Source organism: Kineococcus rubinsiae, assembly GCF_011839805.1.
Taxonomy (GTDB): domain Bacteria; phylum Actinomycetota; class Actinomycetes; order Actinomycetales; family Kineococcaceae; genus Kineococcus; species Kineococcus rubinsiae.
In genome coordinates this window covers 48,443-73,534 of sequence record NZ_VWPY01000014.1, presented here as the reverse complement: position 1 = coordinate 73,534, position 25,092 = coordinate 48,443, and the positions used below count along the sequence as shown (strand labels likewise).

Here is a 25,092-nt window from a genome sequence, read left to right as displayed (position 1 = left end):
GGCCAGGGGGGAGCGCCGCCCGGCCCAGCCCGGGGCGGCCGCGGCGAGACCCGCGGCCAGCGCAACCCCCGCGACGGCGCGGCGGCCCGTGCGGCGTCCGAGGGCGAAGCCGGCGACGACGCTGCTGGGCACGAGGAGCGAGGAGGGGATCCGGGGCACGTCGGCAGGGTAGCGAGAGCCGTTCAGCCGGAGGCGGACCGGGAGCCCCGGCCTACGGCCCGCCGAGCCAGTGGTCGATGCGGCGGTGGTCGGGCGTGAACCCGTGCGCGACGCCCCACAGGACCGCCTGCGTGCGGCTGTCCACGTCGATCTTGCGGTAGACCGAGCGGATGTAGGACTTCACGGTGTTGGGGCTCAGGTACGTCAGCCGCGCGATGTCGGCGTTGCTCTTGCCCTGGGTGATGAGGGCGAGGATCTCCGACTCCCGGTCGGTGATGCCCTCGGTGCGGCCCGGCCAGTCGAGACCGAGGGCGCTGGACGCGCGGCGCGGCGGCGTGCTGAAGACCTGCTCACCGGCGTGCACGGCCTCGATGGCCGCGACGAGGTCGCGCGCGGGCATGGTCTTGGAGAGGTAGCCGTGCACCCCGAGGCCGCGGGCCGTCTCGACCAGCTCGGGCTGGAAGTTCCAGGTGTAGACCACCACCCGGCGCACGCGCGGGTTCCGCACGAGGGCCGCGACCTCCGTCGCGTCCGACTCGGGCTGGGCGAAGGAGTCGTAGAGCACGACGTCGACGTCGTCGTGCAACGCCGCGTTCGCGTCGATCTCCGCCACGACCACGCGGTCGCGGTAGGAGTCGAACAGGTGCGCGAGGCCCACGAGCACGACGTCGTAGTCGTCGACCAGGGCGACGGTGATCGGGCGGGTCTTCGTCAGGGTGCTGATGCGGCGAAGCTACCACCCCTAGGGGTGTGCCAGACCCTCCCCCGCGGGTGGTCGAGTGGGGTCACGGCCCGGCACCGGGCACCTCGACCGCGGACCACCGCGCCTCACCACCAGGAGAACGCCATGGGCATCATCGGCACCGTCGTCACCGTGATCGTCGTCGGCCTCATCGCCGGCGCGCTCGCCCGCCTGCTCGTCCCCGGCCGCCAGTCGATGTCGGTCGGCATGACGATCCTGCTCGGCATCGTCGGCTCGTTCGTCGGCGGCTTCCTCGGGTTCCTGATCTTCCACAAGGACGCGGCGGACGGCTTCCTGCAGCCCGCCGGGATCATCGGCGCCGTCATCGGCTCGGTCATCGTGCTCCTCATCGCGGGGGCCCGCGGCGGTCGCCGCAGCGCCGTCCGCTGACCCCGCCGGAGGCCGGCCGGGAGGCACACCCGCGCTCCCGCCGGCCACCGCGGTCCTCCCGGATGTCGCCCACGAGGTGACACGCCGCGACCGGACCCAGCAGGATGGGAGCTCGGACGCCGCGCGACTCGGAGGACACCCCGCATGGAGATCGCCGCCGACACCCTGCAGAAGGCCCTGCGCGTCAACCTCGACCCCCGCTGGTACGGGACCATCGCCGAGATCGGCGCGGGCCAGGAGGTGGCGCGCTGGTTCTTCCGGGCGGGTGGCGCCGCGGGCACCGTGGCGAAGTCGATGTCGGCCTACGACATGGCCGTCAGCGACGCCGTCTACGGCAAGTCCGACCGCTACGTCTCCCTCGGGCGCCTGCAGGCGATGCTGCAGCACGAGCTGTCCCTGAACGTCGAGCGCCTCAGCGAGGCCCGCGGCGACGACACCTGCTTCTTCGCCTTCGCCGACACCGTCGTGGCCCGCAGCTACCGCGGCGGCAACGAGTGCCACGGGTGGATGGGCGTGCGGTTCCAGGCCCACCCCAACGACGAGCCCAGCCAGATCGTCCTGCACGTGCGGATGCTCGACGACGACGCGGGCCTGCAGCAGGAGGCCCTCGGCATCGTCGGCGTGAACCTGCTGCACGCCGCGTTCTTCGAGCGCCACGAGCCGGACCAGGTCGTGGCCAGCCTGCTCGACAAGCTGTCCACCGGGCGCATCGAGATCGACGTCATCCAGTTCCGCGGCATCGAGTTCCGCCACGTCGACAACCGCCTGATGGCGCTGCAGCTGGTGCAGCTCGGCCTGTCGGGCGTGGCGATGTTCGGGCCGGACGGCGAGGTCCTGCAGCCCTCCGAGGCCCTGCGCAAGCACGCGGTCCTCGTCGAGCGCGGCAGCTTCCGCCCCCCGACGGTCGTCAACATCGACATGCTCACCTCCGCCGAGGAGAAGTTCGCGCAGTCCGACGCCGGGGGCGCCCCCGTCCTCGCCCTCACCGAACTCACGATGCGGAACCTCCGCGCGGCCGGCGACAAGGTCGACCGCCGCGACTTCCTGGCCCGCGCCGACCTCCTCGGGGCGTGCGGGATGACCACGGTCATCACGGACTACTACGAGTACAACCGCCTGGCGGAGTACCTCCAGCGGCGCACCCAGGAGCGCATCGGCATCGTCATGGGCGTCCCGAGCCTGGTGAACCTCTTCGACGAGGAGAACCACTCCCACATGCAGGGCGGGATCCTGGAGAGCTTCGGCCGGCTGTTCAAGAACGACCTGAAGCTCTTCGTCTACCCCATGCAGGACCAGGAGACCGGCGCCACGGTCACGGTGGAGGATCTGCAGGTCGCGCCCGACCTGCAGCCGCTCTTCGACTTCCTCGCCCGCCGCGGCAGCTTCGTGCACCTCGACAACTACCGGCCCGAGTACCTGCCGATCATGAGCCGCGACGTGCTGCGCCGCATCGCGGCGGGGGACGACAGCTGGGAGTCGATGGTGCCCGAGGAGGTCGCCTCGACGATCATCAAGCGCGGCTTCTTCGGGTACAAGCGCCGCCCCGACTGAGGCCGGCAGGCGCTGCCTCCGGCTCAGGCGTGCGGCACCGCCTGCCGATGCTCCACCGTGTCCACCCCAGTCCCGACCCCGCGGCGAGCCGACGACGTCGACGGTGCGGGCTCCGGTCCGCAGCACGACGCCGCGGTCGCGGACCGGCGCACGCGCACGGTGGACGCGCTGCCCCCCACCCTGCTCGTCGGCGCCCTCGCCCTCGCGGTGGTCGCCCCGGTGCACTACCTGCACGAGCCGGGCCGGGCCAGCCTGGTGGTGGCGGCCGCGTGCGCCGGCCTGGCGGCCGTCTTCGCCGCCGGCCGTGCCGCCTTCTGCTCCCGCCGGTTCGCGGGCCTGGTGGCGCGCCACCCCGACGACGCGGTCCTCGTCACCTGCCTGCTCGCCTCGCTCGCCGCCGCCGTCGAGCTGTTCGCCTTCGGTCGCCCGGTCTCGGCCGGCGGGCTCGTGGTCTTCCTGCTGGCCGCGGGCGTCCTCACGGCGCGGCGCCGCGACGCGCTCGTGGTCAGCGCCACCGTCCTCGCCGAGTGGTTCGCGGTGGCCGCCGCGCACTCCTTCGCGGGAGCGTGGACGCCCCTGTCGGTGCTGCTGGTGTGCGCCGCGGTCCTCGCCTACGTGCTGGAGGTCATCCGCAGCCGCGCCACCGACCACCTCGTGCGCGCCGAGGTCGCGATCCTCGAAGCCGCCGTCACCGACGACCTCACCGGGCTCAGGAACCGTCGCGGGCTCGTCGTCGCGGGCCAGGAGCTGCTGCGCGCGCACCCGGACGACCCGCTCGGCGTGGTCTTCGTCGACCTCGACGGCCTCAAGCGCACGAACGACGAGCTCGGCCACGCCGCGGGCGACCGCCTCCTGCGGGCGGCGGCGACGGTGCTGAGGGGGAGCGCCCGCTCGGGCGACGTCGTGGCGCGGCTGGGGGGCGACGAGTTCGCGGTGCTGCTGCCCCTCAGCGGGCAGGACGAGGCGCAGGGGGTCCGCGCGCGGTTGACGCAGTCGCTGTGCGCGGCCGGGGTGCCGGCGAGCGTCGGCTGCGCCACGTCGGACGGGCGCCTCGACCCCGACGGGTCGCTCCTGGCGCTGCTGGACCGCGCGGACGCGGCCATGTACGACGAGAAGCAGCGTCGGCGCAGCGCGGCCGCGGTCCCGGTGCCCGACGTGCCGGTGCTGCCGGAGCAGCACCTGGCGCCGGCGGCCACGGCCCAGGAGGTCACCGAGCGGCTGCTGTCTGCGCCGGGCGTCGTGACCACCGCGGCTCTCGACCTGCTCGGCCTCGCCCGCGTGGCGGCCTGGCTGCACCTCGCCCTGGTGCCGGTGCACCTGCTCGTGCTCCCGCACGGGAACGGCCTGGTCATGTCGTCGGTCTCCCTCGCCGTCGCGGGGTTCTCCCGCGCCCTGCTCGTCCGCCGGTGGCGCGGTGCCGTGAGCCGCCGCGCCGAGGACCTCATGTGCGCGCTCATGGTCGGGCTCTGCGCGGAGACCGTGGGCTACAGCGCCCTGGTGCCCGACCGCTGGGCCTGCCTGGCGACGATCCTCGCGGTGATCAGCGCGGGCGGGACGCTGGCGGGCACTCGCCGCGCCGCCGGCGTCTGCGGCCTCACGACGCTGGCCTGGTTCGCCGTGGAACTCGGGCGGGGCCTCGACGCCCAGACGCCGTCCTACGCGACCCCCCTCGTGTGCGGGCTGGGCGTGGCTGCGCTGCTGCACGTGGTGCACCACCGCACGCTCGCCCGGCTCGAGGCAGCTGAGGTGCGGGTGCGCGCCATCGCCCTGACCGACGAGCTCACCGGGCTGCCGAACCGTCGAGCGTTCCTCACGGCCGGCCGGCCGCTGGTGGAGCTGTCGCTGCGCCGGGGCGTGAACGCGAGCGTCCTGCTCCTGGACCTCGACGGCCTCAAGCGGGTCAACGACCTGCAGGGCCACGCGGCCGGTGACCGGATGCTCGCCGCGGCCGCGGACGTGCTGCGCCGCAGCGCAGCCCCGCAGGACCTGCTCGGGCGCCTGGCCGGCGACGAGTTCACCGTCCTGCTGCACGGGTGCGCGCCGGGTGACGTCCCCGCCCGGATCGCCTGGCTCGAGGCGTCCCTGGCCCAGGAGGGCGTCTCGGCCAGCATCGGTGCGGCCCACCTCCCGCGCGACGCCCGCTCGCTCGACGGCCTCGTCGACCGCGCCGACGAGGCGATGCTCGTCGTCAAGCACGAGCGCCGGCGGCCGGTCAGGTCCGGTCAGCCGGTCGCCTGACGGAGACCTCGAACCGACGGCTCCGGGAAGGGGATGGTCTCCACAGCTGCGCACGTCGTGCGAGGTGCCCTGGTGCCCGCGGACGTCGGCAGGTGCCGCGGGCGAGGTGGGATGAGGTGCAGGTCAGACGGCACTGCGTTGAGGTGGTGCAGGTCGAGCAGGGTGGCCAGGAACAGGGTCGAACTGTTGACCTTCCGATTTTCAGTCGGACGCTCTACCAACTGAGCTACCTGGCCCAGCCACACCGGTGTGAACCGGTACAGCGAGCGACCCCGACGGGACTCGAACCCGCGACCTCCGCCGTGACAGGGCGGCGCGCTAACCAACTGCGCTACGGGGCCTCGTGAGAGACCTTCGTGCTTGCTTGCGGAACCGATCGTACTAGGTGTTCCGCCGTGCTCGTGACACAGCTTGGCACACCCGGGCGACCACCCGCACGCGTACCCCCAACGGGATTCGAACCCGTGCTACCGCCTTGAAAGGGCGGCGTCCTAGGCCACTAGACGATGAGGGCGTCCGCTCCTGCACCCAGGAGCCCTCTCAGCATAGGGGACCGGCGCGGGGGCGCCCGGCGGTCCGACGGGGCCCGCCGGCATCGGGCCCGCCCGGCGGGGGAGGGCGCCTCAGGCCGCGCGGCGGGCCCGGGCGATCGCGGCGGGCTCCTCGCGCAGCAGCGCCTGGACCGCGGCCTCGATGGCGCCGTGCGTGGCGGGGTGGCCGAAGGCGGCGTCCTCGCCGAGGTCGCGCAGCGCCGGCTCGACCGTGATCCCGTCCTCGAAGAGGTCGATGACGCGGGGGTCGATGTAGCTCTTGCGGCACACCGCGGGGGTGTTGCCGAGGTACTCCGAGACCTCGGTCACCGCGCGGCTGACGGCGCGCTTGCGCCCGGTCGCGGTCCCCGCGGCCGGCAGCGACACGGCGAGGGCGACGGCCGCGAGGACGGTGGCGTGCCACGTGCGGAAGTCCTTCGCGGACACGTCCGGGCCCATGGTCTCGTGCAGGTAGGCGTTGACGTCGGTGCTCGTGACGTCGTGCCAGCGGCGTCCCTCGCGCCAGGCGAGGAGGTCGTCGCCGCCGCCGTGGCGGCGCTTGAGGGTGCGCACGACGTCGCGGACGGCCGGGTCGGAGATCACCGCACGGCGGTCCTTGCCGGACTTCGCGACGTAGGAGAAGACCAGGTCGTCACCGCGCTGGTGCACGTGCTCGCGGCGCAGGGTCGCCAGCCCGTAGGAGCCGTTCTCGTCGGCGTAGGACTCCCCGCCCACGCGGAAGAACCCGAGGTCGAGCAGGCGGAAGGCCGTGGCGAGCACCCGCTCCCGCGGCATGCCCGGCAGGGCGAGGTGCTGCTCGACGACCGTGCGCGCCCGGGGCAGCTCGGCGGCGACCTCGAGGACGCGCTCGTGCTTGGCCTGGTCCTGCTTGACGCGCCAGTCGGGGTGGTAGCGGTACTGGCGGCGCCCGCGCGCGTCCGTCCCGACGGCCTGCAGGTGCCCGTTCGCGATCGGGCAGATCCACACGTCGGTGTAGGCGGGCGGGATGGCCAGGCTCGAGATGCGGGCCACGACGGCCGGGTCCGTGATGCGGGCCCCGGTCGTGTCGAAGTACTGCCAGCCCTTGCCGCGACGACGGCGCGAGAAACCGGGGGCGGAGCTCGAGACCCGGCGCAGGCGTGGCACCCGTCGATGGTGCACAGTGGATCCGCTCGACGCATCCGGAAACTCCCGAACCCGAGGCGAGGCCACCCGTGGATCCCGTGCAGGCGTTGCGGCGCACCGCCTTCCTCCTCGAGCGGTCGCAGGCGAGCAGCTACCGCGTGGAGGCCTTCCGCCGTGCCGCGGGGGTGCTGCTGGCGCTGGACCCCGAGGAGTTCGACCGCCGCCTGGCCGCCGGCACCCTCACCGAGCTCAAGGGCATCGGCGCCTCCTCCGCCGCCCTCGTGCAGCAGGCGGCCGACGGGGGTGTGCCGGAGCGGCTCGCCGCGCTGGAGGCCGAGGCGGGCCCGCTCGTCAGCGGCGGGGAGGAGCTGCGCGCGGCGCTGCGCGGCGACCTGCACACCCACACCGACGCCAGCGACGGCGGCAGCCCCCTGGCCGAGATGGCCTTCACGGCGGCCGAGCTGGGCCACGAGTACATCGCCGTCACCGACCACTCCGAGGGCCTCAAGGTCGCCAACGGCCTGGACCGGGGACGCCGCGAGGCGCAGCTCGAGCAGATCGCCGCGCTCGCCGCCCCCCTCGCGCCGTTCCGCCTGCTGGCCGGCATCGAGGTCGACATCCGCAAGGACGGGACGCTCGACTGCCAGGACGACCTGCTCGACCGCCTCGACGTCGTCGTCGCCTCCGTCCACTCCGAGCTGCGGATGCCGTCGGACGCCATGACCCGCCGGATGCTGGGCGCGATCCGCGGCGGCCGCATGGACGTCCTGGGCCACTGCACCGGCCGCATGGTCAAGGGCGGGCACGGCCGGGTGGGCGCCAAGGGCCGCCCGCCCAGCGAGTTCGACGCCGCGGCCGTCTTCGCGGCGTGCGTCGAGCACGACGTCGCGGTGGAGATCAACGCGCGTCCCGAGCGCCTCGACCCGCCGCGGGCCCTGCTGCGCCAGGCCGTCGAGGCGGGCTGCCTGTTCACGCTGTCGACCGACGCCCACGCCCCCGGCCAGCTCGACTGGCAGCCCTACGGGTGCGCGCGGGCGGAGGAGTGCGGCGTCCCGGCCGACCGGATCGTCACGACGTGGCCGGTCGAGCGCCTGCTGGAGTGGACGGCGTCGCGCCGGCGCTGACGCCGTGCGGGCCGGGGAGGACCGTCACGGCGCGCCCGTGCACCACGACCTCGCCGGCCTCCGGGCCGTGCAGCACCACGCCGGGCACGCCCGCCGCCACGGCCGCCGACACCAGGACGACGGCGTCGGCCGGGCCCGCGCCCGGCCCGTCGTCGAGGACCCCCTCCACGAGCCGGCGCAGCCCGTCCGGCGAGTGAGCCGCGGCGCTCGCGGTCACCCCGTCGACGCCCTCGGCCACCGCGAGCCCGCGGGTGGGGTGGTGCACGGCGTAGCCGGACACGCCCCAGGGCCGCACGCGCCAGCCCCACGGCGCGAGCAGCCCCTGCAGCGCGGCGGCGCGGGCCGCCAGCACCCGGGGACCGCGGCCGTCGACCGCGTCCTCCCAGGGGCCGCGGACCCGCCCGCCGCCGCACGCTCCGCACACGCCGGCCCCTACGGCATCACGTCGCCGGAGTTGGGCCCCAGCGTCTGCCCGACGTAGAGGGTCCCTCCGGGGTCGCTGGCGAGCAGGACGGCGGTCGGGGCGACCTCCTCGGGCCGCCCGAACCGGCCGAGCGGGAGCTCGGCCTGCTTGGCGGCCTTCCACTCCTCGCTCAGCCCGTCGATCATCGGCGTGAGGATCGGCCCCGGGGCGATGGCGTTCACCAGCACGCCGTGCGGGGCGAGCTCGCGCGCCGCCGCCTTGGTGAACCCCAGCACGCCGGCCTTGGCCGCGCTGTAGTGCGCGAGGGACTCCCCGCCCTTCAGCGCCAGCTGCGAGGCGATGCTGATGATGCGGCCCCAGCCGGCCGCGACCATGTGCGGAGCCGCGAACCGGCTGCACAGGAACACGCTGCGCAGGTCGACCGCGATCATCTCGTCGAACGTCTCGACGTCCATCTCCAGCAGCGGCACCTCGGTGAGGATGCCGGCGCAGTTCACCAGCACGTCGAGGCGCCCGCGGGACGCGGCCACCCCGTCGACGACCTCCCGCACGGCGTCGGCGTCGGTCACGTCGAGCGCGTGCGCCTCCGCCCCCAGCTCGGCCGCGGCGGCCGTGAGCCGGTCGGCGTCGCGGTCGGCCAGCACCAGCTGCGCTCCCTCGGCCGCGTAGGCGTGGGCGATCGCCGCACCCATCCCGCTCGCCGCCCCGGTGACCAGGGCGACGCGTCCGTCCAGTGCTCCCACGGGAGTCCTCCTCTGCTGTTCCGGGTTCAGCTCGGCCAGCGGACCGTGAGCCCGCCGTCCACGACGATGCTCTGGCCCGTGACGTAGGCGGCGTCCTCCGACGTCAGGAACCGGATGACCCGCGCGGCCTCGTCGACGGTGCCGACGCGGCCGCGGGGGATGAGCCGGCCCGCGTCCGCGAGCCCCTGCGGGCCCAGGGAGTTCACGGGGTCCAGCGACTGCGGGCTCTCGATCAAGCCCGGGACGACGGTGTTCACGCGGATGCCTCGCGGCGCGAGCTCGACCGCGAGCGAGCGCACGAGCCCGAGGACCCCGGCCTTGGCGGCGGCGTAGTGGGCGTGGTCGTGCCAGCCGTAGACCCCGCCCGCGATCGAGGAGACCGCCACCAGCGCACCCGGTCCCGTCATCTCCGCGGCGCACGAGCGGAACGTCCGCAGGACGCCCGTGAGGTCGACGCTCAGCATCTCCTCCCACGCGGGGTCGTCGAGCTCGGCGAGCGGGGCGCGCCGCAGCACACCGGCCGCCGCCACCCCGACGTCCAGGCGCCCGAACTCCGCGACGGCGGCGCGGGCCAGCGCGTCGACCTGCGCGGGGTCGGCGACGTCCACAGCCACGGGCAGGCAGCGGCCGCCCGCGGCCTCGACCGCGGCCACGGTCTCGCCCACGTCGTGCGGGTCGCCCGGGAAGTGCCCGACGACGCTGGCGGCGCCGGCCCGAGCGTAGGCCACCGCGAGCGCGCGCCCGATCCCGCTGCCGCCGCCGGTGATGACCGCCACCTTCCCGGCGAGGCCGTCGTCGCGCGCGAGCGCCGCCTCGGGGCTCACGCGGTCAGCCCGTCCGCGGCGACGACCTCGTCGGGCACGCCGTGGGTGCGGCGGGCGCCGAGCATCACCAGGCCCGAGAGGAGCATGAACAGCGAGCCCGTGATGAGCGCCGCCGTCCGCATGCCGGTGCCGGCCGAGAGCAGGACGGTGAGCAGCGCCGACCCCGCGATGCCGCCCACCGGGCCCATGACGTGGGCGACGTTGGTCCCCATGCCGCGGACCTGCGCCGGGAACGACTCGCCCATGTAGAACAGCAGCGCGGCGTAGGGGCCGGTGAGGAAGAACAGCGACGCCGAGTACGTGACGATCGTGTAGGTCGAGGAGTCCGGGCCCAGCAGCATGGCCGCGGTGACGACGGCGCCGACGATCCATCCCGCGATGATCGTCGTGCGGCGGCCGATGCGGTCGCCGACCCAGCCGTGGAACAGGTACCCGCAGAAGCCGACCGCGTTGGCCAGGACGAGGACGACCAGGGAGTTGCTGAAGCTGAACCCCTTGGCCTCGGTCAGCACGCTCGTGCCCAGCACCGAGAACACCTGGATGGCCATCCAGTTGAACAGCCAGGCCAGCGCCAGGCACACGGTGTGCCGGCGGAGCTCCGGCGTGAAGACGTCGCGCACGCGGGAGGCGCGGTGGTCGGTGTCGCTCAGCCCGTGCTCGGCCGCCAGGGTCGACGCCGAGTCCACCTCGCCGGCCTCGCGGCGGCGGCGCACCTCGCGCAGCGCCGCGTAGGCGGGTGACTCGGGCAGCCGGGTCGCGGCGATCGCGACGAGGACGGCCGGGAGCATGGCGACGACGAACGTCCACCGCCATCCCAGGTGCGGGAGGATGAGGGCGGTGAGGCCCGCGGCCACGAGGGCGCCGACGGGCCAGCCGGCCTGCACGACGCTGTACATGAACCCGCGCCGCTTGGCCTTGGCGTACATCTCGTTGAGGTAGACCGCGTTGACGACCTCCTCGGAGGCGCCGAACCCGGAGAACGCCCGGATGAGGACGAGCGAGATCGCCCCGCCGGCGAGCCCGGTCAAGCCGGAGCTGATGGCGGCACCGATGACGGTGATGATGAGCGCCCGCTTGCGGCCGAACCGGTCGAGCAGCGTCCCGACGACGAGCGAGACGGCGAAGACGCCGACCGTGACCCACGTGTTGATCCCGGCCGCGAAGGCCGTCGACCAGCCGAAGTCCTCGGCGATGACGGGCAGCAGGGTCCCGAACAGCGTGTAGTCGTAGACGGAGAACACCCACGCGAAGAAGCAGACGGCGGAGACGCCGAGCAGGGTCCGGGACGTGATGACCCGGTCCCAGGGCGCGGGCCGGGTGGTCGTCGGGGCGCTCACGCCGTGGTCCGCGGGAAGCGGCGGGTGAAGTCCGACGCGATGGCGTCGAACGTCGTCCAGGTCACCCCGGCGTGGCCGCTGATGTGCTCGATGAGCCGTTCCAGCGCCATGAGCACCTGCGGGCGCCCGGAGACGTCGGGGTGGATCGTCATGGTGAACACCGCGTAGTCGCTCTCGCGGTACACCCAGTCGAACTGGTCGCGCCACATCTGCTCGATGTCGCGCGGGTTCACGAAGCCGTGGCTGTTCGGGCTCGACTTGATGAACATCATGGGCGGCAGGTCGTCGAGGTACCAGTTCGCGGGGATCTCGACGAGGTCGGTCTCCTGGCCGCGCACGAGGGGCTTCATCCACTCCGTCGCGGGCTTGCCGTAGTCGATGGGCGTCCAGCTGTCGCCCACGCGGACGTAGTACGGCGTGAAGTCGCGGTGCATGAGGGAGTGGTCGTAGGTGATGCCGCGGTCGAGCAGGATCTCGTTGGTCACCGTGCTGAACTCCCACCACGGCGCGACGTAGCCCGTGGGGCGCTTGCCGGTGCGGGAGGTGACCAGGTCGATGCAGGTGTCGAGGACGGTCTCCTCCTGCTCGCGCGACATCGCGATCGGGTTCTCGTGGCTGTAGCCGTGGATCCCGATCTCGTGCCCGGCCGCGACGCACGCGTCGAACTGCTCGGGGAACGTCTCGATCGAGTGGCCGGGCCAGAAGAAGGTCTGGGTGAGGTCGTAGCGGCGGAACAGCTCGACCAGGCGCGGCACGCCGACCTCGCCGGCGAAGACACCGCGCGAGATGTCGTCGGGGGAGTCGGCGCCTCCGTACGAGCCGAGCCAGCCGCCGACGGCGTCGACGTCGGCGCCGAAGGCGACGAAGATCTCCTTGGGCATGGGTCCTCCTGGGGGTGGAGTGGGGGTCAGGACGTGCTGTCCTGCAGGAGTTCCTGCAGGGCGTCGGGGGAGCCGTCGGCGAGGGCCACGGCGAGGAGCATCCGGGCCTGCCACGGGCTGAGGTCACCGGCGAAGAGGCCGCCGCCGCCGCGCAGCGCGGTGCCGCTGGCGTAGAGCGGGAGGACGGGGCCCTCCGGGACGCGGGTGCAGACGAGGACGGGCACCCCGCCGGCGACGACCTCCCGCACAGCGCGCGTGACCGCCGGCGGGGTGTTGCCCGCGCCCATGGCCGCCACCACGAGCCCGCGCGCGCCCGCCGCGACCGCCGCGTGCAGGAGCGCACCGTCGGCGCCGAGGTGCGTGGCGACGACGTCGACGCGGGGCAGGTCGGCCCACGGCGGGAGGTGCCGGGCCGCGGGACGTCCCGGCCGGTGCCGCAGCGTGACTCCGTCCGCGGCGATCCGGTGCGTCGGCCCCCGGCCGGGCGCGGCGAAGGCGGCCGAGCGCAGGGTGTGCACCTTGCGGACACCGCGCGCCGCGTAGGCCTCACCGTCGAAGACGACGAGGACGCCGCAGCCGCGGGCGAGCGGGTCGGCCGCGAGCGTCAGTGCGGCCGTGAGGTTGGCCGGGCCGTCGGCGCCGGCGGCGTCGGCCGCGCGCTGCGCTCCGGTGAGCACCACGGGGCGCTCGTCGTCGTGCAGCAGGTCCAGGAGCAGGGCCGTCTCCTCCAGCGCGTCGGTGCCGTGGGTCACCACGACGCCGTCCGCGCCGTCGTCCAGCGCCGCCCGGACGGCCTCGTGCAGGCCGAGGAGGTCCGCGGGCCGCAGCGCGGAACTCACGACGGTGCTCACGTCGACGGCCCGGACCCCGGGCACGGGGGAGGGCAGCGCGGCGAGCAGGTCGGCGGCGCGCAACTGCGCGTCGAGCTGCCCGGGTCGGCCTGTGCTGGAGATCGTCCCACCGGTGGCGATGAGGGTGAGGGGCACGCGGTGGGTCCTCCGCTCGGGGGGTTCACGAGTTTCGCAATCGATTTCGAGGGACCCTACGCAACCGGTTTCGGCTGCACAAGGGTCGTCACGAGGAATTAACACCGGACCGCGGACGGGTGGCGGGGACGGTCGCCGCCGACGCGTCGGGTAGAAGTGGGGCGTGAACCCCACCGCCCGCCGCGCCCCCGCCACGCTGGCGGAGGTGGCGCGGGCCGCGGGCGTGCACCCGTCGACGGTCTCGCGCGCGCTGGGGGCGGGAACCGGCATCGCGGCCGCGACGGTGGTGCGGGTCCGCGCCGTCGCCGACGAGCTGGGCTACCGCCCGGACCCGGCCGCGTCCTCGCTGCGGACCCGGCGCAGCGGCCTGGTCGGCGTCCTCGTCCCGCGCCTGACCGACATCGTCCTCGCGACGATCTACGAGGGCCTGGACGCGATCGCCGCGGACGCCGGGTACCAGACCTTCGTCGCGAACACCTCCGACGTGCCCGAGGTGCGCCGCCGCCGGCTCGCCGCCCTGCTCGACCGCCGCGTCGACGGCGTCGTGCTCGGCGACGCGCGCCTCGACGACGACCTGCTGCCCGAGATCGCGGCGCGGGGCCTGCCCTACGTCCTGGTCTCCCGCCGCAGCCGGGGGCACCTGTCCGTGACGACGGACGACCTGCTCGGCGGCCGGCTGGCCGGGGAGCACCTGCTCGCGCTGGGGCACGAGCGGGTCGCGGTCGTCGCGGGGCAGCCGTTCTCGAGCACCGGGGTCGAGCGGACGCAGGGGTTCCGCGACGCCTACGCGGCCGCGGGACTGCCTGTGCCCGACGAGCGCGTGCGGCACGGCACCTACGACGTGCGCGGCGGCCACGCGGCGGCGCGGGAGCTGCTGGCGGCCCGGCCCCGCCCCACGGCCGTCTTCGCCGTCAACGACTTCAACGCCATCGGGGTCATGGGCGCACTGCGCGAGGCGGGTCTGCGCGTGGGGCGCGACGTCGCGGTGGTCGGCTACAACGACGTCTCGCTGGCCGCGGAGCTCCCCGTGCCGCTGACCTCGGTGGCCTCCCCGATGGACCAGATGGGCCGCACGGGCATGACGCGGCTGCTGCAGCGCGCCGCCGGTCAGCCGGTGCGCTCGGTGCGCCTGCGGCCCACCCTCGTCGTGCGGGAGTCCTCCTCGCCCGACGGCGGCTGACGGGGCCTCGGGTCAGGCCACCGCGGGGTCGTCCGCCCGCAGCAGCGCGAGGACCGGGGCGAAGGCGTCGGCCTGCTCGGCGGCCACGGCCAGGTAGGACACCCCCGTCCGCTCGCGCAGCTCGTGCAGGTGCGCGGCCATGGCGGCGGCGTCGCCGTCGAGGACGCCGGCCGCGCCGGCGCAGTCCGCAGCGGTCATCCCCGCCCGCGCGAGGTGGGTGACGAGGCGACCGGCCACGCCGGACAGCGACAGGGCGAGCTCCGGGTCGCCGTTGCCGCGGACGAGGTCGGCGGCCTGCGCCACGTCGCCGGCGGTCGCCGTCGGGTGCAGCGCGAGCGCGACGGTGTCGGCCAGCCCGCCGGCGAGGGTGAGGACGCGTGGACCCGCACCGGCGACGAGGACGGGTGGGGCGGGGTCGACCTGGTCGCGGACGGCGCCGACGATCTCGGCCAGCCGGCGGAGGCGGTCGCCGCCGCTGCCCCAGGGGAGCCCGAGCTGTTCCGCCTCCGCCGCGGCGTCGGGGCGGCCGGTGCCGACGCCCAGCTCGAAGCGGTCGCCGCTGAGCAGCTGCAGTGCCCGGGTGTCGCGGGCGACCGCCGCCGGGTGGTGCAGCGGCGACGCGAGCACCCAGGTGCCGAGGCGGACCGTGCTGGTGACGGCGGCCGCGGCGGCGAGCGCCGGGAACGGCGACGGGGTGTGGCGGGTGTCAGGCAGCAGCAGGGTGTCGTAGCCGGCGGCCTCGACGCGGGCGGCCCAGGCCAGCCACGCGGCGCCGGTCCGGGTGGGGCCGCCGACGACTCCCGCGCGGAACGGTCGGGTGCTCACGCGCGGCAGTGTGCTTCCGTCGGGGCGCCGTGTCAGCCCTCGCCTCAGCCGCCGTCGGCGGCGGTGTCCCGGGCGGCCGGCAGCAGGGCGGTGCCGAGGGCGGCGAGGAGCTCCACGACGTCGGCGCGGTCGAGGCGCACGGTGGACATGCACGAGGCGTCCTGCCACGTGGAGAGCACGACGTGGCCCTGCTCGGGGTGGGCGCTGACCCGCAGGACGCGGCCGCGCCGGTCGGCGTCGCGGACGACGCCCGTGGGGATGCCGTGCGTCGGGCCCGCGGCGGTGCGCTCCATGCCAGGAGTGTGCGCCCGCGGGGCGCGTCCGTCGAGCGGCCGCGTGGGGGAACCTCAGGGGATGCGGGCGATCCACCCCGGGGTGGCGAACTTCGACGCCACGAGGGCCTCGGCCGCGGCCACCTCGGCGGGCGTGAGGTCGGAGTCCTCGAGGCCGTTCTGGCGGCGGAACGTGTCGACCATGCGGTCGATGACCTCGCTGCGGGCGAGCCCCGTCTGCCGGCGCAGCGGGTCGACCCGCTTGGCCGCGCTCGCGAGGCCCTTGCCGGTCAGCTTCTCCCGGCCGATGCGCAGCACCTGCAGCATCTTCGCCGCGTCGATGTCGTAGGACATCGTCACGTGGTGCAGGACGGTGCCGTCCGCGAGCCGCTTCTGCGCCGCGCCGGCGATCTTGCCCTGCTCCGTGGCGATGTCGTTGATCGGCTGGTACCAGGCCTTCACACCGAGGTCGCCGAGCGCGACGAGCACCCAGTCGTCGAGGAACGCGTAGGACTCCTGGAACGACAGCCCCTCGACGAGGGAGGCGGGTGCGTAGACGGAGTAGGTGATGGTGTTGCCGGGTTCGACGAACATCGCCCCGCCGCCGGAGATCCGCCGGACGACCTCGACGCCGAAGTCGTCGGCCGCGGCGCGGTCCACCTCGTTCGCGAGCGACTGGAAGCTGCCGATGACGACGGCGGAGGACGCCCACTCCCACACGCGCAGCGTCGGGGGGCGCCGGCCCTCGGCGACCTCGCGGGCGAGGACCTCGTCGAGCGCCATGTGCAGCTGCGGCGTCTGCGGGGCGGTGTGCAGGAACTGCCACGGGTGGTCGCGCCAGCCCGTCGCGCCGCCGACCGCGCGGCGCACCGTGGTGGCGACCGCCTCGGGACCGAACCCCAGCAGGACGGCGCCCGGCGGCAGCGCGGACCGGACCCGGGCCGCGAGCTCGCCGGCGTCGGTGTCCGCCGGAACCCCCTGCAGCGCCGCGTCCACGGCCTCGAGGGCCTCGTCGGGTTCGAGGAAGAAGTCGCCGCTCAGCCGGACGTCGGCGAGGCGGCCGTCGACCACCTCGAGGTCGACCACGACGAGCTTGCCGCCGGGGACCTTGTACTCACCGTGCACGCGGTCACCGTACGCCCCGGGGGGTGGGACCCCCGGGGCGCGGTGGACGGGTCAGCGCGCGATGACCGCACCCAGCCAGTGCTCGGGGATCCCGAACCCGCCGAGCAGCTCCCCGACGCGCGGGCGCAGCGAGCGGCAGAGGTCGTTGACGGCGTGCGTGAGGGCCTTGGCCCGCACGGGCGTCATGCGGCGGTGCTCGAGGAACCAGCCCTTCTCCGCCTCCAGCAGCGCCAGGACGTGCAGGTCGCAGACCTCCGAGAGCAGCGCCGCGACGGCCGGGTCCTCGGCCCGGGCGATGGCCGCGGTGAACGCCTCGGCGACGACGCGGTCCACGTGCGCGCGGCCCGCGAGCAGCATGTGGTCCTGCAGCTCGTTGAGGGCCTCGAACGCCTCCGCGGGCGGGCGGCCCTGCGCGCGGCGGGCGCGCTTGGCCAGCGACTCCACGACGTGGCGCTCGCGGTCGCGCAGCATCCGCAGCTGCCAGGACCGCTCCCGCAGCTCGCCGCTGTCGCGGCCGGGCGCGGAGTCGACGATGTCCGCCACGAACGACTTGGCGGGGCTGCGCCCCGAGAGGGTCGAGACGAAGTCGCGCGTCGCGAACCGCGCCATGCCGAGCGTGTCGAGCTCGGAGAACTGCATCTTGTAGGCGGTCAGGACGCTCTTCGCCACCAGCTGCAGGAGCACCGTGTTGTCGCCCTCGAACGTGGTGAACACGTCCGTGTCCGACTTCAGCTGCGGCAGGCGGTTCTCCGAGAGGTAGCCCGCGCCGCCGCACGCCTCGCGGCACGTCTGGATGGTGCGCGTCGCGTGCCAGGTGGAGGCCACCTTCATGCCGGCCGCGAACGCCTCGAACTCCCGCTGGGCCTGCGGCTCGTTCTCGCCGCCGCGCAGCTGGTGGCCCACCAGGTCGTCCATGGCCACGAGCAGCTCCTCCTGGCCGAAGCCGAGGGCGTACGTGGTGGCCAGCGGGATCAGCAGGCGGCGCTGGTGGCTGAGGTAGTCCAGCAGGGTGACCTCGCGGCCGGCCGCGCCGTTCTGCGCGTCCTTCCCGGCGCCGGGCTTGGCGAACTGCGAGCGGTTCTCCGCGTGGCGCAAGGCGATGCTCAGGGCCACCTTGGTCTGGCTCAGGGCGCCGCCGGAGACGCTGACCCGGCCCTTGACCAGGGCGCCCAGCATCGTGAAGAACCGGGAGTTCGCGCTCTCGATGGGGCTGGAGTACGTGCCGTCCTCGGCGACCTGCGCGTAGCGGTCCAGCAGCGCCGTCCGCGGGACGCGCACGGAGTCGAACGCGAGCCGGCCGTTGTCGAGGCCGTTCAGCCCGGCCTTGCGGCCGTCGTCGCCGGCCCACACCCCGGGCAGCAGCTCGCCGTCGCGGCGCAGCGGCACGACGAACGCGTGCACGCCGCGGCGCTCGCCGCCCGTGATGAGCTGCGCGAACACGACCGACATCTCCGCGTCCTCCGCGGCGCCGCCGATGTAGTCCTTGCGGCTGGCCTCGTCGGGGGTGTGGACGACGAACTCCTGCGTCGCCGGGTCGTACGTCGCCGTGGTGCCGAGGGAGGCGACGTCGGAGCCGTGGCCGGTCTCCGTCATGCCGAAGCACCCGCGGATCTCCAGCCGCAGGATCCCCGGGAGCAGCGCCTCGTGGTGGCGGGCGGTCCCGAGCGCCTGCACGGCACCGCCGAACAGGCCCCACTGCACGCCCGACTTGATCATCAGCGACGCGTCGGTGAACCCCAGCATCTCGAACTGCGCGACCTGACCGCCGGGGCTGTCACCGCCGCCGTGGGCGGAGGAGAACCCGAGCTCGTGACCGCCGATCTCGGTGATGCGCTGCAGCCGCCGGCGCGTGAGGTCGCGCTGCTCGCGGGTCGAGAGGTGGTCGGTGGGGCCGAAGAAGTCGGCGGGGAACTCCCGGCGCGCCTTCTGCCGGGCGTCGGCGAAGCGCCCGTCGAGGAACGCCCGCAGGGTGTCGACGTCGACCGGCAGCGTCGCGGCGCGTTCCGCGACGGGGGCGGGGACGTCCCCGGCGGGGACCTCGGTGGGGTCGGCGGTGGCCGTGGGCCTCTCGGCCGCAGTGGTGCTCATCGGTCCTCCTCGGGAGTTCCAGCGGGTGTCGTCGGGGTGGGCAGGACGGCCGAGAGGCCGCCCCACGCGAGCGCCGTCAGGTCGCGGGCCATGTCGTCCGCGCTCTGCGGGGCGGGGGAGCTGATCCAGCGGTCGGCGGCGGTGCGGATCATCGCGATCAGCCCGTGCGCGAGGGCGTCGGTGGCGCCCGACGTCGACCCGGCGACGCGCAGCTGCGCCGTGATGGTGCGGGCGGTCTCGTCGGCGATGAGACCGGAGATGCGCTGCACCGGGTCCCGCTCGACGCGTTCCACGAGCGGGTGGGAGACCACGAACCGGTAGACCTCCGGGTCCTTCTCCACCAGGTGCAGGTAGGTGGAGATGATCCCCGCCAGGGCGTCGCGCGGGCTGCGGGCGCGGGCGGCGGCCGCGTTCAGCTCCCGCACGATGAGGCGGTTCACCCGTTCGGCGACCGCCTGGTAGAGGTCCTCCTTGTCGGCGAAGTGCCGGTACAGGACCGTCTTGCTGGTGCCGGCCGTCGCGGCCAGTTCGTCCATCCCGACGCCGGCGCCGTGGCGGGCGATGGCCCGCAGGGCGGCGGAGACGAGCTCCTCGCGCCGGGCCCGGCGGTGCTCGGCCCAGCGCGTGCGCCGCCCGTCCGGGCGGGGTGGCGCGTCGACGGTGTCCACGTCTCGACGGTACCTGTTGCAGCGGGTATCCGGTACCGGAAGTACCTGATAACTTCGGGGCAGGTCGACGGCCACCCGTGGACGTCGCTCGACGAGGAGGACTCCGATGTCCGTTCCCGCTGATCCCGCCGCTGCCCCGGTGCCGGAGGGCCGCCTGCCGCGCCGCGCCGCGATCCTCGGCGGCAACCGGACGCCCTTCGCCCGCGCGGGCGGACGCTACGCCGAGGCTTCCGCGCAGGACCTCCTGGTCGCCGCGATCGACGGCCTCGTCGCGCGCTTCGGCCTGGCCGGCGAGCAGCTGGGCGAGGTCGTCGCGGGGGCGGTCCTCAAGCACAGCCGCGACCTGAACCTCACCCGCGAGGCCGTCCTCTCCACGGCCCTGTCGCCGCGCACCCCGACCTACGACGTCGCGCAGGCGTGCGGCACGGGTCTGGAGGCCGCGGTGCTGCTGGCGAACAAGATCGCGCTCGGCCAGGTCGAGTCCGGCATCGCGGGGGGCACCGACTCCGCGAGCGACGCGCCGATCGCGGTCGACGACGGCCTGCGCCGGGTGCTGCTCGCGCTGCAGCGGGCCCGCACGCCCCAGCAGCGCCTCGCGGCCCTGTCCCGGTTCCGTCCGCGCCAGGTCGTCCCCGCCACCCCGCGCGTGACGGAGCCCCGCACGGGCCTGTCGATGGGGGAGCACGCGGCCCGCACGGCGCTGCAGTGGCACGTCAGCCGCGAGGACCAGGACCTGCTGGCCCTGGAGAGCCACCGCCACCTCGCCGAGGCGTACGAGCGCGGGTTCTTCGACGACCTGCTGACCCCCTACCTCGGGCTGCGGCGCGACGACAACCTCCGCCCCGACACCTCCCTGGAGAAGCTCGCGAAGCTCCGCCCGGTGTTCGGCCGCGACGAGGAGGGGCCCGCGACGATGACGGCCGGGAACTCCACGCCGCTGACCGACGGCGCCGCCGTCGTCCTGCTGGCCTCCGACGCGTGGGCCGCCGAGCACCGCCTCGACGTGCTCGCGCACCTCGTGGACGCCCAGACCGCGGCCGTCGACCACGTCCGCGCGGGGGAGGGGCTGCTCACCGCGCCGGTGTTCGCCGTCCCGGAGCTGCTGCGCCGCAACGGCTGGACGTTCGACGACCTCGACCTCGTCGAGATCCACGAGGCGTTCGCCTCCACCGTGCTCGCCACCACGGCCGCGTGGGAGGACGAGGAGTTCTGCCGCACGCGCCTCGGCCTCGACGGCGCCCTGGGCACGATCGACCGCAAGAAGCTCAACGTGGTGGGTTCCTCGCTGGCCACGGGGCACCCGTTCGCGGCGACCGGCGCCCGGATCCTCGCCTCGACCGCGAAGCTGCTCGCCGAGCGCGGGGGTGGCCGGGCGCTCATCTCGATCTGCGCCGCCGGCGGGCAGGGGATCGCGGCCCTGGTGGAGGCCCCGTGAGCGCGCCGGTCGACGCCTACGCGCGCCTCGTCCGGCAGGGGCCGGGGGCCGCGCTGGCGCGCCGCCTCGGCGCCCCGCGCCCGACCGCCCTGCGCCGCTGGGAGGCCGGGGCGGACCTCCTGACCGGTCCCGCGCTCGTGCTCGGCATCGGCGCGGCGCCCCTGGCCGCGGACGTCTCCCGGTGGCTCGCGGCGGCGGGCGCCCGGCTGGCCGACGCCGAGGCGGCCACGGACGACCGCTTCGGGGCGGTCGTGCTCGACGCGTCCGCCGTGCGCACCACGGCCGACCTCGCCGCCGTCCGCGAACCCCTGGCACCCGCCTTCCGCCGGCTCGCCGCGAACGGGCGCGTCCTCGTACTCGGGGCCCTCGTCGCCGACACGACGACCGTCGAGGCCGCCGCCGTGCAGCAGGCGCTGGAGGGTCTCGTGCGCACGCTCGGCAAGGAGGCCCGCGCGGGCGCCACCGTGAACCTGCTGCGCGTCGGCGAGGGTGCGGGCGAGGCCCTGCGCGGCCCCCTGGAGTTCCTCGCCTCCGCCCGCTCCGCGTTCGTCTCGGGCCAGGTGCTCGAGGTCGGCCCCGCGCGCGGCGGCGACGCGGCGCGGGCGTCGGCCGGTCCGCGCACCGCCGTCGTCACCGGTGCGGCGCAGGGCATCGGCGCCGCGGTCGCCGAGGTGCTCGCGCGCTCCGGCACGCACGTGGTGTGCGTCGACCTCGCGGCGCAGGGCGAGCAGCTGGCCCGCGTCGCCAACCGCGTCGGGGGTTCCGCGCTGCACCTGGACATCACGGCCGCGAGCGCCCCCGCGGCGCTGGCCGAGCACCTCCTGCGCCGCCACGGCGGCGCCGACGTCGTCGTGCACAACGCGGGCATCACGCGCGACCGCTCCTTCGTGAACCTCGACGAGGCCGGCTGGGCGTCGGTGCTCGAGGTGAACCTGCGGGCCCCGCTGCGCCTGACCGAGGGCCTCCTCGCCCGCGAGGGCGCGCTGCGGCCGCAGGCCCGCGTGGTGCAGCTGTCGTCGATCAACGGCATCGCCGGCGCGAAGGGACAGGCGAACTACGCGGCCAGCAAGGCCGGGGTCATCGGGATGGTCCGCGCCCTGGACGCCCGGCTCGCGGCCTCGGGGGGCGCTGCGAGCGCGGTCGCCCCCGGCTTCGTCGAGACGGCCATGACGGCCCGGATGCCGCTGCTGCCGCGGGAGGTCGGCCGCCGCGCCAGCTCCCTGCAGCAGGGCGGTCTGCCCGTCGACGTCGCCGAGGCCGTCGCGTTCCTCGCCGGCCCGGCCGCGGCCGGGATCTCGGGGCAGGTGCTGCGCGTCTGCGGCCAGAACCTGCTGGGGGCCTGACGTGGCCGGCCCCTCCACGACGCCCGTGCGCGTCCTGCCGCGCACCCCGTCGCTCGGGCGCACCTACGTGCGCTCTCTCCTCGCGCCGCGCGACGGCGATGCCCTCGACCTGCCCCGGCGCTCCGTCGAGGTGCGCGACGTCCGCGCCGACGCGGGCCGGCTCGCCGCGTTCGCCCGGCTCTGCGGCTTCCCGCTGCGCGCGGAGCTGCCCCTGCCGTTCCCGCACCTGATCGGCTTCGGCCTGCAGGTCGACCTGCTGGTGCGCGAGCCGTTCCCCTTCCGGCTGCTGGGCCTCGTGCACGTGCGGCAGGAGTTCGAGCAGCAGCGCCCCCTCGGCGCCGACGAGCGCCTCGACGTGCGCGTGCGCGCCACCGGCCTGCGCCCGCACCGCCGCGGCGCCACCGTCGACCTCGTCACCGAGGTGCGGCCCGCGGGGCAGGACGGCGAGCCCGTCTGGCGCGGGCTCAGCCGCTACCTGGCCCGCGGCGTGACCTTCCCCGGCACGCCCGCCCCGGCGCCCGCGCCGCTGCCCGCCCCGGAGGGGCCCGGTGCGCTGTGGCGGCTGCCCGCGGACCTCGGCCGCCGGTTCGCCGGCGTGAGCGGCGACGTGAACCCGCTGCACCTGTCGGCCCTCACGGCGAAGGCGCTCGGGTTCCGGCGCGCCCTCGCGCACGGCGTGTGGACGGCCTCGCACAGCCTCGCCGCGCTCGGCGGCCCGCCCCCCGCGGCCGCCCGGTTCGCCGTCGAGTTCGCGGCGCCCGTGCTGCTGCCCTCGACGGTCGTGCACGTCGTCGCGGAGCGGGAGCTGGCCGGGCGTCCGGGCTGGAGCACCGCGGTGCGCAGCCGCGACGGCTCGCGCCTGCACCTGACGGGACGCCTCGAGGCGCTCTGAGCGCCGTCCGGGGCGGCCGGCGTGGTCTGCTGTCCGCCGTGCCCGCACCCGCCACGCCCTCCCCGACGCCCACGCCGTCCACGACTCCCGCGACCGCCGCCGTGCTGCTGCTCGGCGGCCGCAGCGAGATCGGCCTCGAGGTGGTCGAGCGCCTCGTGCGGGCGGGCGCGGCGACCGTCGTCCTCGCCGCCCGGCGCAGCGGCGAGCTCACGGCCGAGGCGGCCCGGCTGCGGGCCGCGGGGGCCCGCGACGTCGAGGTCGCCGAGTTCGACGCCGACGCGCTGGAGACCCACGGGCCGCTGCTCGCCGACCTCGTCGCCCGGCACGGGGCGGTCGACGCCGTCCTGGCGTTCGGGATCCTCGGCGACCAGGCGCGCGCCGAGACCGAGGCGGAGCACGCGCTCGACGTGGTGCACACCGACTTCGTCGCCCAGGTGAGCGTCCTCACCCACCTCGCCACGCTGCTGCGCCCGCTGCGCGCCGGCCGGGTCGTGGTGTTCTCCTCGATCGCCGGGACGCGCGTGCGGCGCGCGAACTACGTCTACGGCGCGGCCAAGGCGGGCCTGGACGGCTTCGCGAGCGGCCTCGCCGACGCCCTCGCCGGCAGCGGCGTGCACCTCCTGCTCGTCCGGCCGGGTTTCGTCGTCGGCCGGATGACCACGGGGATGTCGCCCGCCCCGCTCGCCAGCACCCCGCCCCAGGTCGCCGACGCCGTCGTCGCGGGCCTCGCCGCCCGGCGCGCCGTCGTGTGGGTCCCGGGGACCCTGCGGCTGCTCGCGGCCGCCATGCACGTCACCCCGCGCGCGATCTGGCGCCGCGCACCCCGCTGACCCCGGGTCGCGGGCCTGAGCCGTCGCGCAGGCCCCAGTACGGTGGCCCGGTGCAGAACGCCGAGGCGCTGACCGCCGCCGACCGCCTGGACCGCCTCCCCTTCACGGCCAAGCACCGGCGGCTGCTCGTCGGTTCCGGGGTCGGCTGGGCGCTGGACGCGATGGACGTCGGGCTCGTCGGCTCGATCATGGTCGCGCTGACGGTGCAGTGGGGCCTGTCCCCGGGGCAGGTCTCCTGGGTCGCCTCGGTGGGGTTCGCGGGCATGGCCGTCGGCGCCAGCGTGGGCGGGTTGCTCGCCGACCGGATCGGCCGCCGCCAGGTCTTCGCCCTGACGCTGCTGGTCTACGGGCTGGCCACGGGTGCGGCCGCCCTGTCCTGGTCCGTCGGCGCGCTGCTGGTGTTCCGGTTCTTCGTCGGCCTCGGCCTCGGCGCGGAACTGCCCGTCGCCTCGACCCTGGTCAGCGAGTTCGCGCCCCGCCGCATCCGCGGCCGCGTCGTCGTGCTGCTGGAGGCGTTCTGGGCCGTGGGCTGGACCCTCGCCGCGCTGCTCGGGTACCTGCTGGTGCCGACGGGCGACGACGGCTGGCGCTGGGCGCTCGCGGTCGGTGCGCTCCCCGCGGTGTACGCGGTCGTGGTCCGCCGCGGCCTGCCGGAGTCGGTGCGGTTCCTCGTCAGCCGCGGCCGGACGCAGGAGGCCGAGCGGGTCGTGCGGGAGTTCGAGGTCGCGGCGGGCGTCGAGCACCCGCGCGGTGAGCTCGTCGCCGAGGTGGCCGACACGACGCGGCACAGCATCTGGGCGCCCGCCCTGCGCCGCCGGACGGCCGCCCTGTGGGCGGTCTGGTTCTGCGTGAACTTCAGCTACTACGGCGCCTTCACGTGGATACCCAGCCTGCTCGTCGCCGACGGGTTCAGCCTCGTGAAGTCGCTGCAGTTCACGCTGATCATCACCCTGGCCCAGCTCCCCGGGTACGCCCTCTCGGCCTACCTCGTCGAGGTGTGGGGCCGCCGGCGGACGCTGTCGGTGTTCCTCCTCGGCTCCGCCGTCGCGGCCGTGCTCTACGCCGGTGCGGACGCGCGGTCGTCGATCCTCGCGGCGGGGATGCTGCTGTCGTTCTGCAACCTGGGCGCGTGGGGTGCGCTGTACGCCGCGACGCCCGAGATCTACCCGACCGCCGTGCGCGGGCGGGGCGCCGGCGCCGCCGCCGGGTTCGGCCGGCTCGCCTCGATCCTCGCGCCGCTGGCCGTCCCGCCGCTGGTGGTGCTGGGCGGCACCGGGGCGGTGTTCGTCGTGCTCGCGGTGTCCTTCGCGATCGCGGCGTCCGCCAGCCTGGCGCTGCCCGAGATGCGCGGCGAGGCCCTCGAGGACGCCTAGGCGCGGA

At 75.3% G+C, this 25,092-nt stretch carries 23 protein-coding genes and 3 tRNA genes; 10 read left to right on the top strand and 16 right to left on the bottom strand.

From position 1 onward, the window contains the following. Nucleotides 1–211 precede the first annotated feature (211 nt). Nucleotides 212–817 carry a helix-turn-helix transcriptional regulator gene (locus F1544_RS26275; RefSeq protein ID WP_208971608.1) on the bottom strand — a complete coding sequence of 202 codons (606 nt, stop codon included), beginning with the start codon at nucleotides 815–817 and terminating at the stop codon, nucleotides 212–214. 189 nt (nucleotides 818–1,006) lie between these two features. On the opposite strand from F1544_RS26275, the gene F1544_RS09875 reads away from it, so the two are divergent. The 3 genes from F1544_RS09875 (at nucleotide 1,007) to F1544_RS24265 (ending at nucleotide 5,080) form a co-directional block, all read left to right on the top strand. Further along, nucleotides 1,007–1,291 (top strand): GlsB/YeaQ/YmgE family stress response membrane protein, encoded by a 285-nt coding sequence (locus tag F1544_RS09875; protein ID WP_208971607.1) that lies wholly within the window; start codon nucleotides 1,007–1,009, stop codon nucleotides 1,289–1,291. Nucleotides 1,292–1,435: 144 nt separating this feature from the next. Continuing rightward, nucleotides 1,436–2,842, top strand: coding sequence for a TonB-dependent receptor (locus tag F1544_RS09870; RefSeq protein WP_167584744.1), 1,407 nt, complete (start codon nucleotides 1,436–1,438; stop codon nucleotides 2,840–2,842). A 57-nt stretch (nucleotides 2,843–2,899) separates the two neighbouring features. Then, the gene (locus F1544_RS24265; protein ID WP_167584742.1) at nucleotides 2,900–5,080 is read left to right on the top strand and encodes a GGDEF domain-containing protein; all 2,181 of its coding nucleotides are present in this window, start codon (nucleotides 2,900–2,902) and stop codon (nucleotides 5,078–5,080) included. Between the two features lie 163 nt (nucleotides 5,081–5,243). Here F1544_RS24265 and F1544_RS09860 read toward each other — a convergent pair. The 4 genes from F1544_RS09860 to F1544_RS09845 all read right to left on the bottom strand — a co-directional run bounded on the left by F1544_RS09860 (nucleotide 5,244) and on the right by F1544_RS09845 (nucleotide 6,756). Continuing rightward, nucleotides 5,244–5,316, bottom strand: a tRNA-Phe gene (locus F1544_RS09860). A gap of 31 nt (nucleotides 5,317–5,347) precedes the next feature. Then, a tRNA-Asp gene (locus F1544_RS09855) sits at nucleotides 5,348–5,421 on the bottom strand. Nucleotides 5,422–5,521: 100 nt separating this feature from the next. After that, a tRNA-Glu gene (locus tag F1544_RS09850) sits at nucleotides 5,522–5,594 on the bottom strand. A 109-nt stretch (nucleotides 5,595–5,703) separates the two neighbouring features. Further along, nucleotides 5,704–6,756 carry a DNA topoisomerase IB gene (locus F1544_RS09845; RefSeq protein WP_208971606.1) on the bottom strand — a complete coding sequence of 351 codons (1,053 nt, stop codon included), beginning with the start codon at nucleotides 6,754–6,756 and terminating at the stop codon, nucleotides 5,704–5,706. A 68-nt stretch (nucleotides 6,757–6,824) separates the two neighbouring features. Here F1544_RS09845 and F1544_RS09840 point away from each other — a divergent pair, with 68 nt between their 5' ends. Further along, a complete protein-coding gene (locus tag F1544_RS09840; RefSeq protein WP_167584739.1) occupies nucleotides 6,825–7,859 on the top strand; it encodes a PHP domain-containing protein in 1,035 nt (344 codons plus the stop codon). Here the strand turns inward: F1544_RS09840 and F1544_RS09835 are convergent. Genes F1544_RS09835 through F1544_RS09810 form a run of 6 tightly spaced genes read right to left on the bottom strand, consistent with a single transcriptional unit; the run spans nucleotide 7,804 to nucleotide 13,054 of the window. Further along, a complete protein-coding gene (locus tag F1544_RS09835) occupies nucleotides 7,804–8,283 on the bottom strand; it encodes a hypothetical protein (protein WP_167584737.1) in 480 nt (159 codons plus the stop codon). The two genes, F1544_RS09840 and F1544_RS09835, sit on opposite strands and share 56 nt — an antisense overlap. Nucleotides 8,284–8,291: 8 nt before the next feature. Beyond that, on the bottom strand, nucleotides 8,292–9,026 hold the full coding sequence (locus F1544_RS09830; protein ID WP_167584735.1) for an SDR family NAD(P)-dependent oxidoreductase: 735 nt from the start codon (nucleotides 9,024–9,026) through the stop codon (nucleotides 8,292–8,294). Between the two features lie 26 nt (nucleotides 9,027–9,052). Further along, nucleotides 9,053–9,850 (bottom strand): SDR family NAD(P)-dependent oxidoreductase, encoded by a 798-nt coding sequence (locus F1544_RS09825; RefSeq protein WP_167584733.1) that lies wholly within the window; start codon nucleotides 9,848–9,850, stop codon nucleotides 9,053–9,055. Next, nucleotides 9,847–11,187, bottom strand: coding sequence for an MFS transporter (locus tag F1544_RS09820; protein WP_167584731.1), 1,341 nt, complete (start codon nucleotides 11,185–11,187; stop codon nucleotides 9,847–9,849). The genes F1544_RS09825 and F1544_RS09820 overlap by 4 nt, the downstream gene beginning before the upstream one ends. Next, complete coding sequence (locus F1544_RS09815) at nucleotides 11,184–12,068, bottom strand: polysaccharide deacetylase family protein (RefSeq protein WP_167584729.1); 885 nt, start codon at nucleotides 12,066–12,068, stop codon at nucleotides 11,184–11,186. Before F1544_RS09815 ends, F1544_RS09820 begins: the two co-directional genes overlap by 4 nt. A 26-nt stretch (nucleotides 12,069–12,094) precedes the next feature. Beyond that, nucleotides 12,095–13,054 carry an asparaginase gene (locus tag F1544_RS09810; RefSeq protein ID WP_167584727.1) on the bottom strand — a complete coding sequence of 320 codons (960 nt, stop codon included), beginning with the start codon at nucleotides 13,052–13,054 and terminating at the stop codon, nucleotides 12,095–12,097. A 163-nt stretch (nucleotides 13,055–13,217) separates the two neighbouring features. Between F1544_RS09810 and F1544_RS09805 the strand changes: the two genes are divergently transcribed. Continuing rightward, nucleotides 13,218–14,234: a LacI family DNA-binding transcriptional regulator gene (locus F1544_RS09805; RefSeq protein WP_167584725.1), complete on the top strand. Its 1,017-nt coding sequence runs from the start codon at nucleotides 13,218–13,220 to the stop codon at nucleotides 14,232–14,234. Nucleotides 14,235–14,246: 12 nt separating this feature from the next. On the opposite strand, the gene F1544_RS09800 is transcribed toward F1544_RS09805, so the two are convergent. The 5 genes from F1544_RS09800 to F1544_RS25340 are packed head-to-tail and all read right to left on the bottom strand — an operon-like array spanning nucleotide 14,247 to nucleotide 19,212. Next, nucleotides 14,247–15,059 (bottom strand): LLM class flavin-dependent oxidoreductase, encoded by an 813-nt coding sequence (locus F1544_RS09800; protein ID WP_208971605.1) that lies wholly within the window; start codon nucleotides 15,057–15,059, stop codon nucleotides 14,247–14,249. A gap of 44 nt (nucleotides 15,060–15,103) precedes the next feature. After that, nucleotides 15,104–15,352: a hypothetical protein gene (locus F1544_RS09795; protein WP_167584723.1), complete on the bottom strand. Its 249-nt coding sequence runs from the start codon at nucleotides 15,350–15,352 to the stop codon at nucleotides 15,104–15,106. Nucleotides 15,353–15,406: 54 nt separating this feature from the next. Further along, nucleotides 15,407–16,456, bottom strand: a complete 1,050-nt coding sequence (gene lplAB / locus F1544_RS24260) for a lipoate-protein ligase LplAB (protein ID WP_167584721.1) — start codon at nucleotides 16,454–16,456, stop codon at nucleotides 15,407–15,409. A gap of 51 nt (nucleotides 16,457–16,507) precedes the next feature. Further along, nucleotides 16,508–18,544 (bottom strand): acyl-CoA dehydrogenase family protein, encoded by a 2,037-nt coding sequence (locus F1544_RS09785; protein ID WP_167584719.1) that lies wholly within the window; start codon nucleotides 18,542–18,544, stop codon nucleotides 16,508–16,510. Then, entirely contained in the window at nucleotides 18,541–19,212 is a 672-nt protein-coding gene (locus F1544_RS25340; protein WP_167584718.1) for a TetR/AcrR family transcriptional regulator, read from the bottom strand. The genes F1544_RS09785 and F1544_RS25340 overlap by 4 nt, the downstream gene beginning before the upstream one ends. Nucleotides 19,213–19,318: 106 nt before the next feature. Here F1544_RS25340 and F1544_RS09775 point away from each other — a divergent pair, with 106 nt between their 5' ends. The 5 genes from F1544_RS09775 to F1544_RS09755 all read left to right on the top strand — a co-directional run bounded on the left by F1544_RS09775 (nucleotide 19,319) and on the right by F1544_RS09755 (nucleotide 25,085). Continuing rightward, nucleotides 19,319–20,647, top strand: coding sequence for an acetyl-CoA C-acetyltransferase (locus F1544_RS09775; protein ID WP_167584716.1), 1,329 nt, complete (start codon nucleotides 19,319–19,321; stop codon nucleotides 20,645–20,647). Then, nucleotides 20,644–21,990, top strand: a complete 1,347-nt coding sequence (locus tag F1544_RS09770; protein WP_167584714.1) for a 3-oxoacyl-ACP reductase — start codon at nucleotides 20,644–20,646, stop codon at nucleotides 21,988–21,990. Before F1544_RS09775 ends, F1544_RS09770 begins: the two co-directional genes overlap by 4 nt. Nucleotide 21,991: 1 nt before the next feature. Next, nucleotides 21,992–22,882, top strand: coding sequence for a MaoC family dehydratase (locus F1544_RS25810; RefSeq protein WP_167584712.1), 891 nt, complete (start codon nucleotides 21,992–21,994; stop codon nucleotides 22,880–22,882). A 101-nt stretch (nucleotides 22,883–22,983) separates the two neighbouring features. After that, nucleotides 22,984–23,712, top strand: a complete 729-nt coding sequence (gene dprE2, locus F1544_RS09760) for a decaprenylphospho-beta-D-erythro-pentofuranosid-2-ulose 2-reductase (RefSeq protein ID WP_167584766.1) — start codon at nucleotides 22,984–22,986, stop codon at nucleotides 23,710–23,712. A 50-nt stretch (nucleotides 23,713–23,762) separates the two neighbouring features. After that, complete coding sequence (locus tag F1544_RS09755) at nucleotides 23,763–25,085, top strand: MFS transporter (protein WP_308469982.1); 1,323 nt, start codon at nucleotides 23,763–23,765, stop codon at nucleotides 25,083–25,085. The last annotated feature ends 7 nt before the right edge of the window (nucleotides 25,086–25,092 follow it).